Below are 16,055 nucleotides of genomic sequence, written 5' to 3' on the forward strand. Positions count from 1 at the left end.
TTTATGTTAGAGCCTGTTAGATACATTGGAGTAGGGATGCGCCGCTTGGCTGAATTGAGTGATCTTGAACCTGTTTTTTTCATCTATATGAATGCTGAGGTCATCCATTTCTTAGGCTTTGATCCTATGCCTATCGAGGCATTTAAACCCATCTTTTATGAATTCGTTGAGAGCCGCTGCTTCTTTGTGTACGAGGTTTCTGGAGAACTTGCCGGCTTCTATAAAGCATCTCGGCATCCTGGGCGGGCGAGCCACGTCGCATACTTGGGTTCACTTGCAGTTGCTCCGAAGTTTCAAGGGCAGGGCATTGCACAGATCATGGTTGAAGAGGCTATTGAGGAGCTTTGTCGCTTAGGTGCTAAGCGGATTGAGTTGATCGTCGAGTCCGACAACACGCGAGGTCTTTCTTTCTATACACGGCTAGGGTTTGAGATCGAAGGCAAACTGAGGAAATTCTACAAGCGCTCTCATGAGTCCACGTATGTTGATGATTACATCATGTCCAAGATCTTCGACTGAGTGTAAAAAAGGTCAGGTATAACACTCCAACTTTGTTAGAAAGACCTGACCTTTGCCTTCAAGCTTATCCAAAATAAACACTTATCTCACCCTAGCCATGTAGGGCGGGCTCGTTTTATCAACCCGCACTGATTGTCTGTTGTTATGTCGGGGGCAGATTGGAGGGCATAGTTTTAACGTCCACAATATTGTATTTATCCTGATTATGCCTCTTGCTCATTGCACTCGATTTTTGCATTTGTAGGGCAGGTGCAACCCGCGTATTTTTTAGTAGCATTGCTCGCGGGTTGCACCCGCCCTACGATATTTATATGTGTAGTTGAACAAGAGGCATAATCAGGGTATTTATTATGCTCTACGGTTTTACCAGAGGTTTTTTCTTATATGAGTGATTCCAAGCAAAATATGCACGTCATTGTTGCTAGCGACGTAAGTAATGGTCGTGATGGTATCGGCATTGAGGTTTACTTGGATGAAGAAATGGTTCTCGAAATTTTTCGGGACGATACAAAGAAGGAGCGAGAAGTCACTTTGTATAAAAAGGATCTTCCGCTTTCGCTCGTTGAAAACGCTATAGAAGTTTTCAAAATGAAAATTCCTTGGGAGTTCATACAGGTCGATGTGCCAAGTGCATGACCATTTCGAATTAAAAGGGCTTAGCTTCTTTGATTTTTTTCAAGGGGGAATTAAATGATATCAAAAATGTTCATATTAATAGGTGCGCTATTATTTTGGCTTCTTGTAGGAGGAGCGATAACATTTTTGCCATATTTAAGTGATAACCATACTTTTCATGTTGGGAATTTTATTCTTAGCACTCAATTATTTTCATGGGTAGCCCAGCTTTTTTTTATAATTCTTACCATCTGCTCTGATTCGCGAAAGCCAACTATAGCATTATGGTGTGTTTCAATTGTCTGGTTTATGTTTACGGCTGCTTCTTGGATGATGCTGCCCCCGTAACAAAGGTCGTAGGGTTTTTACCAGTGGAAACTGGGGACAGCTCACTGTTAGTTGTTTGCATTTAACTACGATCTGTCCCAAGTCTTCATGCATGATTATCATGTTTTATCTGTGTTCTAAATTTAATTTCCCCATCGTCTGTGTCTACAGACTTTAGGTTTTAAACCACCACCTCATTGCCGCATTGCAATCGCAACCCTATTCAGGGCATTCATATTGGCAATTACAAAGGTTAAATCTGATATTTCTTGTTCATTAAAATGTTTTTTTAACATTTCAAAATCAGCATCGGGGGCGTGGGTAGTGGCGATTTGGCTGAGTGATTTGGCCCATTGAAATGCTGCGCGTTCTTGCTCGCTAAAGAGGGCTGCAGTGCCAGCCTGTCAGGCTATCTAAACGCTTTTCATTTTCCCTTGCGGCTCTTAAGGCTTTGCTATGCAGTTTCAGGCAAAACGAGCAGCCGTTGATTTGCGAAACACGCAAATTCACCCATTCCAAAAGCATTCATAGATACGAGTTGTCGTTTCTCGATGAAATTGTCTTGAGCTCTGGGCATTCAGAGCATCGAGTTACTCCTCTCTTAGATATGAGCGCAGTACAGCGTCACAGAGTTGAAGATTGCTCAGATATGGTAGCGTTGTTGCGAGTGCGAAGTTTTAATCATTCTGTTGTAAGCTTCACAGGTAGGAACTGCATGGCGTTTCCTAATTATTACAGTTCAAAGTACTTCACCCTGCAATATAACGATATTAAGCATATTGATTTTCCTTTCCACTAAATTGCTCGAAAGTACGAAACGCCTAGCGGTTCGTACCTACGGGCTTATAGCTGGTTTTCTGAGGGAGATTATCTCGCCATTTGTGTATTTTAATTAAATTTATCGAAATAATTAGAAAGTTTCCACATTAAAACAGTGTACTGCTTCTTATTTTCATCATGTATAGTGTGCAATTAGAGTTATAGGCTTAATACATTAAAGGTTGTTGTTGGTAAAATTAATTTTATGATTTATTTTTATGCTGGTTTATATGCTTAATGCATTTGATGCTATGGCAATAGCATGAAGAACCTGATTGCAAAGTTGGCGCAAACCTTATAAATATAAAATGCTTTGTTTTTTTACTATGATAAGGATTGTTTTATTATTAATAGATGTTTAAGATTGGTTTATTAAATACCCTTCCTGAGGATGGTGAATTGTATTTTATTTTAAATGCAGTGCTTTCTTGAGGTGATATTTATTAAACAAGTATGGAGCTCATGCCACACTACGCGGTGTAGGTCAGGCACTACGAGTTTCTAATTGTTTTTATGCGCAATAACCTAGGGGCATCATGTCCACATTTTTATGCAGAAATTTCTCAAAGGCTGCGAAAAAATTCAGCTTATAAAATGCGTTGGTTTTATGGAGGTATTACCAAGTGGCCTGTTGAAAATTACTGATTTTTAATTGTTTGGTTTAATATGAAAATACTAGCCTAAATTTTGGAGGTGGAAATTTCATATAACGTTTTACTATGTTCGCTAAAAACACAAGAAAGTCTCTGTACGTTTATTTTTAATAAAGCTATATGTTATCACTAATATTTTTTATTAAACCCTGATTAATAGGTAAAATATATGCGACATAGTACTTTTGGTTCCTGTTTTAAATGGATGTCTATTGTATCGCTAAGCCTTATATTAGCGGCCTGTGGCGGAAATGATGATGCTTCTGGAGATACGACTGAACAAGCAAAAACATTTACTGCAGATGGAGGTGTATCTCCATTCTATACGTGGGCGGGCACTTTTTCGTCAATACCGGGAACATTGCTCCGCCAAGAAACAATGCCCCAGGGGCAAGTATTATCGAATGCTTCGCAAGGGGTGAAAATTCTGTACACCTCTACAAATGGAGTGGATAACAAAACGCCAATTTATGTTTCTGGTGACATTCAGTTTCCTAAGGGCACGCCACCTGCAGGGGGGTGGCCAGTGATTGCATGGGCACATGGGACCGTAGGCGTTGCGGACGTTTGTGCTCCATCTTGGAGCGGGCGCTCTCAACGAGATATTGCTTATTTAGACACTTGGCTAAACCAAGGGTATGCAATCGTATCCAGTGATTATCAAGGTTTGGGTACTCCAGGCTTGCATCCATATTTGCATTCTCGTCCAGAGGCTTATAGCGTATTGGACGCAGTGCGTGCGGCTCAGCGTGCATTTCCTCAACTATCACGCTCTGTAGTTACGGTTGGGCAGTCCCAAGGTGGACAAGCTGCAGTAGCTACAGCGGCTTATGCTCCCATGTATGCGCCAGAGCTTAACGTATTAGGAACTGTAGCGACGGGAGTTCCTTATGCCTTACATCAAATAGCTCCATTATTAGATTCATTAGTTGCCAAAATACCGTCTACTGGCTTTACTTCAGTAATTGCCACATTAGAATCATATGCATGGTTTAGCTATGCCACAGCGGAACTTGTGCTGCCAGATTTTTTATTATCAAAGCAACTGACTAATAAAGGAAAAGATTTTTATTCTTTTGCAGCAAGTAAATGTTTGGGTGATATAGAGAACTATATTATGCAAAATAAACTGACTACTGCAGATGTGTTTAACTCTGATGTAGCAATATGGACAAATCAAGTTTTACCACGAGCCAGTTATCCTACTCTTAAATTAAATACGCCACTTTTTATAGGGACGGGCGCATTAGATACAAGCGTGCCAACGGCGGTTCAATATTTACTCGCAAAAGATGCATGTACTGCCGGAAGTGTAGTTGAACAACATTACTACCCAGGTCAAGGTCATAGTGGGGCAGTCACCGCATCGCTAATTGACTCTATTCCTTTTGTGCAGAAATTATTTTCTGGACAAAAAATAATATCGAACTGCAGTACTTTATTGCCGCCTTCACAACGCTGAGCTATTTAATTGGGTAATAATCGGTGTCAGAATATAGTTAATTTTTTGTTTTTAACTGTGTTTTGACACCGTCAGGTGCATGGTTTTGTAGGGCAGGCACCAATAAGCGGAACGTATTGCATAAATTTTAAACTTCAGACGGCGCAATGCGCTTTGTTTTAATATCCCCTCTCTTTGTACTTACAGACTTTAGGTTTTTTTGCAAACCACCGCTTATTGCCGCATTGCAATCGCAACCCTATTCAGTGCATTCATATTGGCAATGGCGAATGTCAGGTCTGATATTTCTTGCTCATTAAAATATTTATTTAAAATATCAAAATCAGCATCGGGAGCGTGGGTGGTGGCGATTTGGCTGAGTGATTCGGCCCATTGCAATGCCGCGCGTTCTTGCTCGCTAAAGAGCGGGTTGCTGTGCCAGCCTGCCAGGCTATCTAAACGCTCGTTATTTTCACCTGCTGCTCTTAAGGCTTTGCTATGCAGTTTCAGGCAAAACGAGCAGCCGTTGATTTGAGAAACACGTAAATACACCCATTCCAATAGCGTTTTATTTAAAGCGCTATTCTCTAAATAGCTTTTAACGCTGCGTAATCCTGTGAGTGCTTCGGCGGATAAATCAAAATAGGGTAAGCGTAGTTTTGGCATTTTAAGCTCCTGGCTGATTGGCTGCTACATGGCGGGTCATCACGATGCGCTGGCTAAGCCGCTGTACGCTTGGAGCACAGAGCATGACGATGGTAAAGGCTGCGGGCCAGGCGGTGATAAAGGCGCTGCCCCAGCTGGCAAAAAAGTGGCCATTCAGGCCGGCCACAATCCAGGTGACCCAGCCGCTCATCACGCCGGACATCAGCAGCGACATCAGAAAAGAGAAAACCCAGCGGAATTTTTGTGTATCAGACATATTGCTTAGCTCTTGTGTGTGTTGAATGAAGATGAGCATAGCAAAAGCGATTAAATGATAATACAATCATAAAATCAAAGTTAAATTCCAAAAATGAAATCATGCTCGATGATCTGGCACTGTTTGTTTGTATTGTGGAGGCAGGCAGCTTAAGCGCTGCGGCTAAAAAAATGGATTTGCCGCCAGCCACGCTGACACGGCGTTTGCAAAAGCTGGAGCAGCAGCTGGGCTGCCGCTTACTGAATCGTAGTGCGCGGCGTATGCAGGTGAGCAGCGAAGGCCAGCAGTATTACGAGCAATGCCGCCCCCTGCTGCAAGCTTTGCAACAGGCCACGCAGGCATTAGATGCCACCCAGCACAGCGTCAGCGGGTTGGTGCGTGTATTAGCCCCGATTAATCTGGCCAATGGTATTTTCCGCAGCTGCTGGGCAAGCTTTATGCAAAAGTACCCTGAGGTAAGGCTGGAGTTAAAACTGAGCAATTTGCAGGAAGATTTGATTGCCAGCGGTGCTGATCTGGCGCTCAGGGCGGGTGAGCAGCAGGATTCCAGTTTTAATCAACGCCGTTTGGGCGAGGTGCATTGGGTGACGGTGGCTTCTGCCGCTTATTTACAGCGCAGCGGCGCGCCGCTTACGCCGGATGATTTACACCAGCATCAGCTGATTCTGGCCGAGCCGATGACGCGCTGGGTGTTTGTGCATAAGACGAGCAGGGAAAAATGCATTGTGCAGGGCCAAGCGCACTTCAGGGTAAACGAGATGGCTTTGGCAGTGCATATGGCTAAAGAGGGCGTGGGGATTTTATCCTGCCCGATTACGGTGTGCTGCGAGGAGCTGGCGAGCGGCGTTTTGCAGGAAGTGTTGCCCGATTGGCAGGCCGATAAACGCGCTGTGTATGCGGTGTGGCCACAGCAGCGCTATCTGCCTGCCAGAGTTCGGGCTTTGTTAGAGCATTTATTGGCTTTTGCTGAGCAAGAACCTTTGCTTAACGGTGTACTTAGTCGATTAAGCTAATCTTGTGTATACGGCACCATGCTTTAATTTCTTTTTCACTACATTCTTTTTCAAAGCGATACCATGCCGCCAGCAATTGATGCCGGTTTGCCCAATCTTTAAACCGGCCAAAAGCACCCTGATGTCTGAACATAGCCTGCACTTCATTATAAAAATCCGGCGCATATTCTTCGGCAAAACAAACTGGTAATTGGCTGCCCAAACCTAAATCGTTTTTTGTAGGTAAAGGCAGATAGAGCGCATTATTATCTAGATCATTGGGTAGGGCTTCTATATCGTCAATGGCATCTAAATATTCAGATCGTAAATAAATGTTGCCGCTTTCAAGGTGAATAAATCCTTCGCAGCTTTGATTAGGATCACCACCCATAAAATCGATGGCATCAATGATATCGCTTAATTTTGCTTTCACAGCTATTGCCCCGCTATGTATATTTTATTTAAGAGATAGTTTATTTTTTTAGCAATGTTTTTATATTTTTAAAAAATAATAAAACATGGAGTCCAATAATATACGCGTCATCTGCTTTGAATTGCAAATACTTTTTATCGTGATTTTTGCTGCGCTGCAACAGGCTGGGCGCAGAGTAGTTTGCAAGCTGGGTATTAACCTGTGGCTATAGAAGGTTTGATTAGCGGGTGGTTTGATGTGAACGTATTGAATGCTTTTGTTTAAAACAGGGTATGCACTTCTATTTGGGGGGGAGATTGATCAGGCCATGTTTTACTTTGAAATCGTACTCTATTTTTTTGTAAGTGCCATTTGATTTAATTTCCTGCATTCCTTTTTCAAAAATATCGGCCATGCGTTGGCCGTCTTTATGTGTTTTTGAGAAGTTCAAATAGAAAACGCTGGTTTCAATTAAACCCACTATTTTTATTTTTCCTTTGTAATTGCGGTTGGCATTAATCATTAAAGTGCCGGGCGTGGTGTTGATTACGCCGTATTGCACTCTTTTTAGCAGAATTTTCTTGAGCTGGGTATCGTCAAACGGCGATTCATCTTTAATTATTTTTTTATTATCCATCAGGATATTAGGATAGGAGTAGCCATGAGTCAGGCTGATCGTTTTGCCTTCTAAATCTTTGGCGGTCAGGTTTTTATCGCTGGATGTGCTTAAGGAAAAAATAGACAGGCCTTCTTCAAACAGAGGGGTTTTGTGCCAGATAAATTTATTTTTATTATTTTCAGTAATGGATGTATCAAAGCAGCCAACAACTTTACCGCGTTCTACTTCATAAAGGCAGCGTGCAAAAGGCACTGCATTAAATTTTACATTGATGCCTTGGCTATTAAAGGCGGCGCTGACCAGAGAAGGGGAAAGGCCTTCTACGCCTTGCTTATCTGATCGCATAGACGAGAAGGGCGCCCAGTCGTCTTCTGCATTGATAACCACAGTTTCAGCATAAAGCGGGGTGGAAAATAAAATAGTAGTAAGCCAGAGCAGGCTAAGTACGCGCATATCTTCCCCCTTGTGCTTTTATCATTTGGCACTTTGGTTTATAGCATCCTTTATGTAGATGTTTTTCTGAAATGATGCAGGCAGAGATTACGTCAGCAGGGCTTCTGCTTCTCTGATGCCTGTCTGCAAGCGCCACAAGGCTGCGTAGCTGCCATTTTCTGCTAGTAATACCTCATGTGTGCCCGCTTCGATTATCTCCCCGTGTTCCATCACATAAATGCAGTGGGCGTTGCGCACGGTAGACAGGCGGTGGGCTACCACCAAGGTAGTGCGGCCCCTGGCTATTTTATCGAGCGATCTTTGAATAGCAGCTTCGGTTTCGTTATCCACCGCGCTGGTGGCTTCGTCCAATACCAAGATTTTTGGGTCTTTGAAGATTGCCCTTGCCAATGCCAAGCGTTGACGCTGCCCACCGGATAATTTTTGCCCGCGCTCACCAATTTGGGTGTCGTAGCCCTGCGGCAGGCGCTCGATAAATTCATGCGCTTCGGCGGCGCGAGATGCAGCGATCACGGCTGTCATATCCACATCGCTTTGGCCGTAAGCAATATTTTGCGCAATGCTGGCATCGCTTAAAAACACATCCTGCCCTACATAGCCAATGGAGCGGCGCAGATCGAGCAGGGCAATGTCCGTGCTTTCCATACCGTCAATTTTAATACTGCCGCTGCTGGCGTCGTAAAAACGCAGCAGTAGTTTTAGCAGCGTACTTTTGCCCGAGCCGGTTGCGCCTACAAAAGCCACGGTTTGCCCTGCGGCAATATGCAGGGAAATATCTCTGAGCACCGCCTGCTCGCCATAGGCAAAGTGAATGTGCTCAAAGCTGAGCGCACCTTTAATCTGGCCTAGCGGCTTGCCTTCGTAATGGATATGCACTGGGGTGTCGAGCAGATTAAGCACTCGCTCAATCGCTGTCATCGAGCGCTGATAAAGATCGGCAATATCGGCAAGGCCAGTTAGCGGCCAAAGCAGGCGCTGGGTTAGAAACACCAGCACCGAATAGCTGCCCACGCCAATCTGGCCATGCAGCGCCAGATAGCCGCCGTAAACCAGCGTTACTACAAAGCCAGATAAAATCGCCATGCGGATGATGGGAATAATGGCCGACGACAGTTGAATCGCTGCAGCATTGGTTTGGCGGTAATGATTGCTGGCATCAGAAATATGCGCCGCTTCAAATTTTTCGGCGGTAAAGGCCTTGATGGTGGCAATACCCAGCAGATTATTATTTAAGCGCCCGCTAATCACTCCGGCCGCTTCACGCACAGCGGCATAGTGGGGGGCAATGCGGCGCTGAAACCAGAATGCGCCAAATAAAATCAGAGGCACAGGCGTAAGCGCAATCAGGGCCAGCTGCGGTGCAATATAGAAAAACACCGCGCTGCACATCAGCGTAGAGCAGAGCACCTGAATAATGCTATTGGCCCCGCCATTTAAAAAGCGCTCTAGCTGATTAATGTCGTCATTTAAGATCGCCATTAATTTGCCGGTGCTCTTGTTTTCAAAGTAAGAAAGCGGCAGTTTTTGCACATGGTGGTAAGCGTCTAAACGCAGATCATGCTGCAAGTTTTGCGCAAGATTGCGCCAGCGGATTTGATAGAAATATTGGAATAAAGACTCGCCACCCCAAATAAAAACCGTGATCACGCCCAGATAAAGCAACTGATGAAAGCTATCTGTGACCCCTAACGTGGCGATAAAGGAGGTCTCACGATTCACCACCACATCGACCGCTATCCCAATCAATATCTCGGGCAGGATGTCGAAAAACACATTAATCACCGAGCACAAACTGGCCCAGAAAGCATCTCGACGATATTGCCTAGCGTATTGAAACAAGCGGCGAAGTGAAGGCATGGCATCAGCTTGGAGAAATAAAAGGACAATGCTAAATGAATATCACGGAGAGGGGGAGAAAGTTTGGGTTTTCGCTAAGGGGAGGGGAAGATTGTGAGGAAAGGCCGTCGGGTTACGCTCTTGCTGAGCGAAGTTCCCTCGCACGCTTAGCTACGCCACGACCTACAGGATCATTCGTACTCTTACCTTGCCCCAAACACCATCCGTTCTGCAAAGCCTTTTCTTAGCCAGCCCATTTGATCCATGGCGATTAGGCCTAGGCTGCGGCCGTGTTTGAGTAAGGGGCCGGGGTGGTCGAAGTAGGTGATTAGGCCGTCGGTAAAGTGGGTAACAAGACCGGCGTCTTTTTTGCGCAGGCGAGCGTAGCGGGCGAGTTGCTCTGGCTCGCCGATTTCATCCTGGCGGGTAGAGATAATCAGCTCGGCCAGCGTGGTGGCATCGCGTAAGCCCAGATTTAGGCCTTGGCCTGCTACAGGGTGCAGTGTTTGCGCGGCATTGCCGATCAAAACCACACGGCGGCCGACTACGGAATTGAGCGTTTTTAAAGCCAGCGGCCAGCTGGCACGAGCAGACACGCTGCTAAAGCCTGCGATACGGCCAGAAAAACGCTTGCTGACTTCTAGCATAAAATCGTTTTCGCTCATGGCTAAGCGCTCCTTAGCAAGCTCGGGAGTTTGCGGCCAGACAAGGGTGAAATCCTTGCCATTGGGTAAGAGTGCCAAGGTGGCATCGTCAGCAAAGCGCTCATAAGCCATGCCGCCATGCGGCTCGGTGGGCGTAAGTTTCGCGAGGATGGCGTGCTGCTGGTAAGGCTTGACGGTCTGGATAATATCGTCAAGCTGACTAATTAGCTGGCCGCCATCGGCAAGCACTACAAGGCGGGCAGTGAGCTGTTCTTCTCCATTGGGGCCGTCGATTTTAATCTGGGCAAAACGGGCCAGCCGTGTGATCTGGTTGACGCGATAGCCTAGCACTACTTTGGCAGGGCTTTCGCTGAGCGTGCTAAAAGCGCGGCGGGCCAGTTTGTCAAAATCGACCACAAAGCCCAAAGCAGGAAGACCCAGCTCGCTGGCTAATAATTCGGTGCGGCCTATCGTGCCCTGTTGCGAGATATGCACTTGGGTGATGGCCGTCGCCGTCAGTTCTTCTCCCCATAAACCCACTCGATCTAGCGCCTCAAAGCTCGCCCAAGACAAGGCCAGCGCACGCGGATCGGCTTCAATCTTTGGTTTTGCATCAACAAGCAGGGCATCAACGCCAGCCGCTGCCAGCCTTTGCACCACCAAAGCGCCAATTGGGCCACCGCCAATAATCAGCACGTCTACATGGAAGGGGAGTTTTTTTAAGAGCATATCGACCTGAATTAAATGGGGGGATTGGATGATGTGTTTAAGTTGCAGGATTTTATTTAATCATCCCATCCCGCATAAGTGGGCAAAGTTTGCCAGCATTGCAACTGCCGCGCTTCAACTTGTAGCGTGGTCTGGTTGAGCAGCCAGCTCGCCAATCCGCCGCGCATATAGGCCAGCTCATCGCCACAAACGCCGACTAAATCCCGCACCAGCGCTGCTGCGGCAAGGTAGATTTCTCCTTCAATAATCGGTGCTGTGGCGAGATAGTATTGCTCTTCAATCAGCGCCAGCCAGTAAGCCCGCTCTTCCTCTGCCAGCACAGCCACCGTACCTCGCGGCTTAGCCGCCAGCTCACTTGCAACTAGATGCCCAACGGCCTGAAACCACTGCCAGTTTTCAATCGTATGCGTATCCGCGCCATAGCTGGGGATATCGGTATTGATGGGAAACACAGGCCTAACCTTTATTTAATACAGGGGGTCATTGTAAGCGAAAACGCTAAATCTAAACCCAAATCTTAAAACACGGAGGACACAGAGAACACGGAGTTTCACGGAGAAAAGCAAAGCTAAAGTTATTGCGCTGGGCGATTCTGTCATTCCCGAGTGTTTTTATCGGGAATCCAGTGGCGCTGCTGGATCCCCGATTAAAGCCTTCGGGGATGACGATCTAATCCGTGTTTTCCTCGACTTATATTTCTCCGTGCTCCTGTTCTCCTTCCCTCCGTGTTTTAAGACTTGGGTTTTTTAAATTAAAAATCCTTCACTTCCACCACCATCAACCCCGCCCGCACGCCGGGTTTAACTTTTGGGTTGGGGAAGACGACTCGCTCTTCAGGGTGGCTTACTTTGTATTCGTAGCCGGTGTCAGATGCAATCAGCGTGCCTTGGGGATAGCTGGTGAAGTTGGCTACGTCTTCCGGCAGGTGCAGCTTAAAGGCTTCGCTGTGTTTCTCTAATTGGCCCACCACTTTAAACACTTGATAGGGCCGGGCGGGCCAGTTTGGCTCGGCGGCGGAGACCATGCTTTGCATCAGCGCATGAATGCCCGCAAAGTCCTCCAGCTGGTTTTGCCCAAAGGGCTGCACCTTGCCCAGCTCCAGCGTCACCGATTGCGCGCCGTGGTGCTGGCTAGAGTGGTAAGCAAACGTGCCTGCCGGGGCATGGTTTATCAGCAGCGCACCTAAATCACAGCACTTAAGCCATTTAAGCAAATGCGTGTCGTAAGGCCGGGTTTGGTAAGGCAACAGGCCAAAGCGGGCGAAGCTGGAAGGGCGAATGGCGGTGTGCAGATCAAGGTGATAACGCGCGCCACTGGCCCCAGCAAAAAACTGTGCCATTGCCGCTTCAATTTGCGCGGCACGCTGTGCATCACGGCTTTCTGGCAGGCGGGTGTGGCGGTGATCAAATAAGCGGTTGAGATCGTCATCCAGATAGCGATCGCTACCCCGCATCGCCGCGACATTGCCCAGCAAAACCAATAGCCGCACGCCCAAAGCCTGTTGTCCACTTACCAAGTCTTTAACCAAGGCATTAAGTAGCTCAATCGGCGCAGTCTCATTGCCATGTATTCCAGCCGACAAAACCAAGCTCTGATCGCTGCCATGATGCGGCACAAATTCCAGCAAGCCCTCGCCCAGATAATGCCAATGCACCCCACTTGCCAGCGTGCCTTTGACGATATCGATGGGATGATCTTGTAAGGTAAAACTCAGAAAATCAGCAAGAACAGGATGAGTATGTGGCATGGGCGGGGTCCTATTAGGCAGGGTGAGCAAACAAACCTAAATCTTAAAACACGGAGGACACAGAGAACACGGAGTTACACGGAGAAAAGCAAAACATGAGTATTCATAAGAACAAAACACCCTACATTGCTGATTAGATCGTCATCCCCGAGTGTTTTAATCGGGGATCCAGCAGTGCAACTGGCTTTTCGGCAAAAGCAAAAAGCTGGTTTTTTCTAGGGTGAGCAAGTCGTTGTGCAACGTTTTCGGTGCGCAACGACTGCGTCGTTGTACACCCTACGAAATAATGCTCAATTCTAAATAGAGTAATAACTTTGGCTAAGGTTTTCTCCGTGCTCCTCCGTGTTCTCCTTCCCTCCGTGTTTTAAGATTTGGGTTTTATTAAAAGCAAGCCAATAAAGCCTGCACCGGATGGCGGAGGCTGGTTTTATCTATGAGTTTAACCTGACAGCGGCAGGAGTAGCCGGTGGCCAGTAGATTCTCTCCTTGCTCTGCCACGATTTTAGCCCAGCTTTGTGCGTAAATTTGCTTTGATTGTTCTCTGTGGTCCGCCTCGTGGCCAAATGTGCCGGCCATGCCGCAACAGCCTGCTGCCCGAGTGGTGAGCGTTACACCCAGCGCCGTAAATACCTTATCCCAATCGCTAAATGCGCTGGCCACATTGGTTTTTTCGCTGCAATGCGGGATCAGCGTAAAGGTGGCGGTTTTCAGCTTTAGAGCGGGCGCTTGCTGAGCAAATTGTTCCGCCAGCCACTCTTGTAGTAGCGCCACTTTAGGTGGATTCGCCAGTGTTTTGGCGTATTCGCTGCGGTAAGTCAGCGTCATCGAAGGGTCGATTCCGACCAGAGGCACGCCGTTTTGGGCGAGTTTTTGCAGCATGGCGCTGTTATCCGTCGCTGCTTGCTTAAAGCGATCTAAAAATCCATGCACATGCAGCGGTTTGCCATTGGGTTTAAACGGAGCAAGCAGCGGGGTGAAGCCGAGTTTTTTAAGTAGCTCAAACACATCCAGCACCAGCTGCGTTTCAAAATAGCTGGTGAAAGCATCCTGCACGATAATCACTGCGTTGGCATGGGGCTGGTCGTCAGCCATTGCAAAGCCACGTTGTAGCAGCGTGGCTTGCAGATTGACGCCAGTGAGCAGCGGGCTTTCGATCAGATTAAGCCGCTGCATGATATTGCGGGCTAGCGGATTGCTGATCGCGGCGTTGTAGAGCTTGGGCGCTTTGGTCATTGCGGGCAACGTGGCTTCCAGGCTGGCGACTAAGTAATCTTTGGCGGGGCGCAGATAGCGGCCGTAGTAGAGCGACATAAATTTAGAGCGCAAATCAGGAATATCCACCTTCACAGGGCATTGCCCAGCGCAAGATTTACACGCCAAGCAGCCGTTCATGGCTTCCATGACTTCCTCTGAAAAGTCCCCTTGCTTGTTCAGGCTATTAACGGTGCGGCGTAATAGATTAGCGGGTTTTGTTGACGTTGGATCAACCCCTTGCGCCGCCAATTGCCGCAGCCATTCGCGCATTAAAGAGGCGCGGCCTTTGGGGGAATGGCGGCGCTCTCTTGTGGCTTTCCACGATGGGCACATCGCGTCGTCAGGGTCGAAGTTGTAACAGGCGCCGTTGCCATTGCAATGCAGCGCGCCATCGTAATCTTTGCGGATATGTATCGGGATTTGCCGGTCAAACTGGCCACGTGTTGGTGGCTCGTCAATTTTGATTAGCGCATCGGGGCTTGCGATTTTGCCGGGATTGAGCTGATTGTGTGGGTCGAACACCTGCTTGATCTGCTGCAAACAGGGGTAAAGCTTGCCAAAAAAAGCGGGGGCATATTCGCTGCGCAGCCCCTTGCCGTGCTCGCCCCAGAGTACGCCATGATATTTTTGCGTGAGTGCGGCCACGCCATCGCTGATCTCTCGCAGCATGGCTAGGGCGTTTGGCTTTTTCATATCGATTGCTGGCCGCACATGCAAAACCCCCGCATCCACATGGCCAAACATGCCGTAAAACAAGCCGTGCTGATCGAGTAGCGCCCTGAAATCGTGGATATAATCGGCCAGATTTTCTGGCGGCACGGCGGTGTCTTCTACAAAAGGAATCGGCTTGGCGTCGCCTGCTCGGTTCGCTAGCAGGCCGACCGATTTTTTACGCATTCCCCAGATGCGTTTTACTGCTGCATCGCCGCGCGCCACGGTAAAGCCAAGCCGCGCTTCGCCTTGCAAGCCTTGCTCGATATGGGCGATTTGCGCGGCGAGATGGTCTTCCGTTTCGCTTAGCACTTCCAGTAAATTAATCCCCAGCGTGGGCCTTGTGTCTTCGGGGAAGAATTCACGAATGCCGTGCCAGATTAAATCGCCTTTGGCGAGCTGCAAAATGGTGGAATCCACCGTTTCGATGGATGCTGCACCCAGCGCCATTAAATGCGGTGCATCGCGCAGCGCCGCATCAAAGCTGGCGTAGCGGATATTGATCAGCGCGCTGAATTTGGGTAGCGGCAGCACATTCAGCTTGGCTTCAACAATCAGCCCCAGCGTACCTTCCGAGCCGCACAAAATTGCATTTAGATCAAACTGGCCGGCATCATTATAAATATGCGCCAGATCGTAGCCGGTCAGGCAGCGGTTGAGCTTGGGAAAAGTGGCCGTAATTTGCTGGCTATGATCTTTATGAATTTGGGCGATCAGGCCGTGAACATGGCCAATTAGATTGTCTTGCTCACAGACATCTGCCAGCGCGTCGCTGCTTAAAGGCTGCGAATGCCAAAGCGTGCCATCCAGTAATACAGTATCCAGCTCCAGCACATGATCGCGCGTTTTGCCGTAAAGGCAGGAGCCTTGTCCGCTGGCATCAGTATTAATCATCCCGCCTATGGTGGCGCGATTGGATGTAGATAATTCAGGTGCAAAAAACAGCCCGTGTTTGGCTAGTTCCTTATTGAGCTGATCTTTTACTACGCCAGTCTGCACTCTGGCCCAACGCTGCTCGGCGTTAATCTCCAGAATGGCGTTCATATTTTTAGAGAGATCGACGACTAAGCCATCCCCCAAAGACTGCCCATTCGTCCCCGTGCCGCCACCGCGCGGGTAAAGTTTGATGGTGCAAAAACGGGACTCACTCGCCAGCTTAAGCACGCGGATCACATCATCGTTATGCTTGGGAAACACCGCCGCCTGCGGCAAAAGCTGATAAATCGAATTATCCGTCGCTAAAACGGTGCGATCCGCCAGCGTGCTACTGATTTCCCCCGCAAAACCACGCAAGCGGAGTTCGCTAATAAAATCGAGGTAGAGGGACTGTGGTGCTGGTGTTTTAGAGAGGCGAGGGATCAT

The 16,055-nt window shown here is 47.8% G+C and carries 14 protein-coding genes; 4 read left to right on the plus strand and 10 right to left on the minus strand.

Annotated features, from left to right (window positions below):
- Positions 1-36 precede the first annotated feature (36 nt).
- Positions 37-519 carry a GNAT family N-acetyltransferase gene (locus VN23_RS01610; RefSeq protein WP_046351093.1) on the plus strand — a complete coding sequence of 161 codons (483 nt, stop codon included), beginning with the start codon at positions 37-39 and terminating at the stop codon, positions 517-519.
- A 384-nt stretch (positions 520-903) separates the two neighbouring features.
- Complete coding sequence (locus VN23_RS01615; RefSeq protein WP_046351094.1) at positions 904-1,155, plus strand: hypothetical protein; 252 nt, start codon at positions 904-906, stop codon at positions 1,153-1,155.
- A 684-nt stretch (positions 1,156-1,839) separates the two neighbouring features.
- Here VN23_RS01615 and VN23_RS22370 read toward each other — a convergent pair.
- Entirely contained in the window at positions 1,840-1,986 is a 147-nt protein-coding gene (locus VN23_RS22370) for a carboxymuconolactone decarboxylase family protein (protein WP_197432998.1), read from the minus strand.
- Between the two features lie 1,116 nt (positions 1,987-3,102).
- On the opposite strand from VN23_RS22370, the gene VN23_RS01620 reads away from it, so the two are divergent.
- Entirely contained in the window at positions 3,103-4,395 is a 1,293-nt protein-coding gene (locus VN23_RS01620; RefSeq protein ID WP_082752545.1) for a lipase family protein, read from the plus strand.
- Positions 4,396-4,608: 213 nt separating this feature from the next.
- On the opposite strand, the gene VN23_RS01625 is transcribed toward VN23_RS01620, so the two are convergent.
- A complete protein-coding gene (locus VN23_RS01625) occupies positions 4,609-5,040 on the minus strand; it encodes a carboxymuconolactone decarboxylase family protein (RefSeq protein ID WP_046351096.1) in 432 nt (143 codons plus the stop codon).
- 1 nt (position 5,041) lies between these two features.
- Entirely contained in the window at positions 5,042-5,296 is a 255-nt protein-coding gene (locus VN23_RS01630) for a DUF2798 domain-containing protein (protein ID WP_046351097.1), read from the minus strand.
- 101 nt (positions 5,297-5,397) lie between these two features.
- On the opposite strand from VN23_RS01630, the gene VN23_RS01635 reads away from it, so the two are divergent.
- On the plus strand, positions 5,398-6,309 hold the full coding sequence (locus VN23_RS01635; RefSeq protein ID WP_046351098.1) for a LysR family transcriptional regulator: 912 nt from the start codon (positions 5,398-5,400) through the stop codon (positions 6,307-6,309).
- Here the strand turns inward: VN23_RS01635 and VN23_RS01640 are convergent.
- The 7 genes from VN23_RS01640 to ydiJ form a co-directional block, all read right to left on the minus strand.
- Positions 6,293-6,721 carry a hypothetical protein gene (locus tag VN23_RS01640; RefSeq protein WP_052746497.1) on the minus strand — a complete coding sequence of 143 codons (429 nt, stop codon included), beginning with the start codon at positions 6,719-6,721 and terminating at the stop codon, positions 6,293-6,295. The genes VN23_RS01635 and VN23_RS01640 overlap by 17 nt on opposite strands.
- Before the next feature lie 280 nt (positions 6,722-7,001).
- Positions 7,002-7,772 carry a substrate-binding periplasmic protein gene (locus VN23_RS01645; RefSeq protein WP_046351100.1) on the minus strand — a complete coding sequence of 257 codons (771 nt, stop codon included), beginning with the start codon at positions 7,770-7,772 and terminating at the stop codon, positions 7,002-7,004.
- Between the two features lie 87 nt (positions 7,773-7,859).
- Complete coding sequence (locus VN23_RS01650) at positions 7,860-9,629, minus strand: ABC transporter ATP-binding protein (protein ID WP_046351101.1); 1,770 nt, start codon at positions 9,627-9,629, stop codon at positions 7,860-7,862.
- Between the two features lie 182 nt (positions 9,630-9,811).
- Positions 9,812-10,981: an FAD-dependent monooxygenase gene (locus tag VN23_RS01655; RefSeq protein WP_046351102.1), complete on the minus strand. Its 1,170-nt coding sequence runs from the start codon at positions 10,979-10,981 to the stop codon at positions 9,812-9,814.
- A 56-nt stretch (positions 10,982-11,037) separates the two neighbouring features.
- Positions 11,038-11,433, minus strand: coding sequence for a hypothetical protein (locus tag VN23_RS01660; RefSeq protein WP_046351103.1), 396 nt, complete (start codon positions 11,431-11,433; stop codon positions 11,038-11,040).
- Positions 11,434-11,732: 299 nt separating this feature from the next.
- Positions 11,733-12,728, minus strand: a complete 996-nt coding sequence (astE, locus tag VN23_RS01665; protein ID WP_082752546.1) for a succinylglutamate desuccinylase — start codon at positions 12,726-12,728, stop codon at positions 11,733-11,735.
- 381 nt (positions 12,729-13,109) lie between these two features.
- Positions 13,110-16,055, minus strand: coding sequence for a D-2-hydroxyglutarate dehydrogenase YdiJ (gene ydiJ, locus VN23_RS01670; protein WP_046351104.1), 2,946 nt, complete (start codon positions 16,053-16,055; stop codon positions 13,110-13,112).

The sequence above is a fragment of the Janthinobacterium sp. B9-8 genome, from assembly GCF_000969645.2.
GTDB lineage: Bacteria > Pseudomonadota > Gammaproteobacteria > Burkholderiales > Chitinibacteraceae > Iodobacter.

What these genes read in the sequence shown, in the direction of transcription:
- VN23_RS01645 (WP_046351100.1), bottom strand. Translation starts at nt 7,772, where the DNA reads ATGCGCGTACTTAGCCTGCTCTGGCTTACTACTATTTTATTTTCCACC.
- VN23_RS01630 (WP_046351097.1), bottom strand. Translation starts at nt 5,296, where the DNA reads ATGTCTGATACACAAAAATTCCGCTGGGTTTTCTCTTTTCTGATGTCG.
- astE (WP_082752546.1), bottom strand. Translation starts at nt 12,728, where the DNA reads ATGCCACATACTCATCCTGTTCTTGCTGATTTTCTGAGTTTTACCTTA.
- VN23_RS01610 (WP_046351093.1), top strand. Translation starts at nt 37, where the DNA reads ATGCGCCGCTTGGCTGAATTGAGTGATCTTGAACCTGTTTTTTTCATC.
- VN23_RS01655 (WP_046351102.1), bottom strand. Translation starts at nt 10,981, where the DNA reads ATGCTCTTAAAAAAACTCCCCTTCCATGTAGACGTGCTGATTATTGGC.
- VN23_RS01620 (WP_082752545.1), top strand. Translation starts at nt 3,103, where the DNA reads ATGCGACATAGTACTTTTGGTTCCTGTTTTAAATGGATGTCTATTGTA.
- VN23_RS01615 (WP_046351094.1), top strand. Translation starts at nt 904, where the DNA reads ATGAGTGATTCCAAGCAAAATATGCACGTCATTGTTGCTAGCGACGTA.
- ydiJ (WP_046351104.1), bottom strand. Translation starts at nt 16,055, where the DNA reads ATGATCCCTCGCCTCTCTAAAACACCAGCACCACAGTCCCTCTACCTC.
- VN23_RS01650 (WP_046351101.1), bottom strand. Translation starts at nt 9,629, where the DNA reads ATGCCTTCACTTCGCCGCTTGTTTCAATACGCTAGGCAATATCGTCGA.
- VN23_RS01625 (WP_046351096.1), bottom strand. Translation starts at nt 5,040, where the DNA reads ATGCCAAAACTACGCTTACCCTATTTTGATTTATCCGCCGAAGCACTC.
- VN23_RS01635 (WP_046351098.1), top strand. Translation starts at nt 5,398, where the DNA reads ATGCTCGATGATCTGGCACTGTTTGTTTGTATTGTGGAGGCAGGCAGC.
- VN23_RS22370 (WP_197432998.1), bottom strand. Translation starts at nt 1,986, where the DNA reads ATGCTTTTGGAATGGGTGAATTTGCGTGTTTCGCAAATCAACGGCTGC.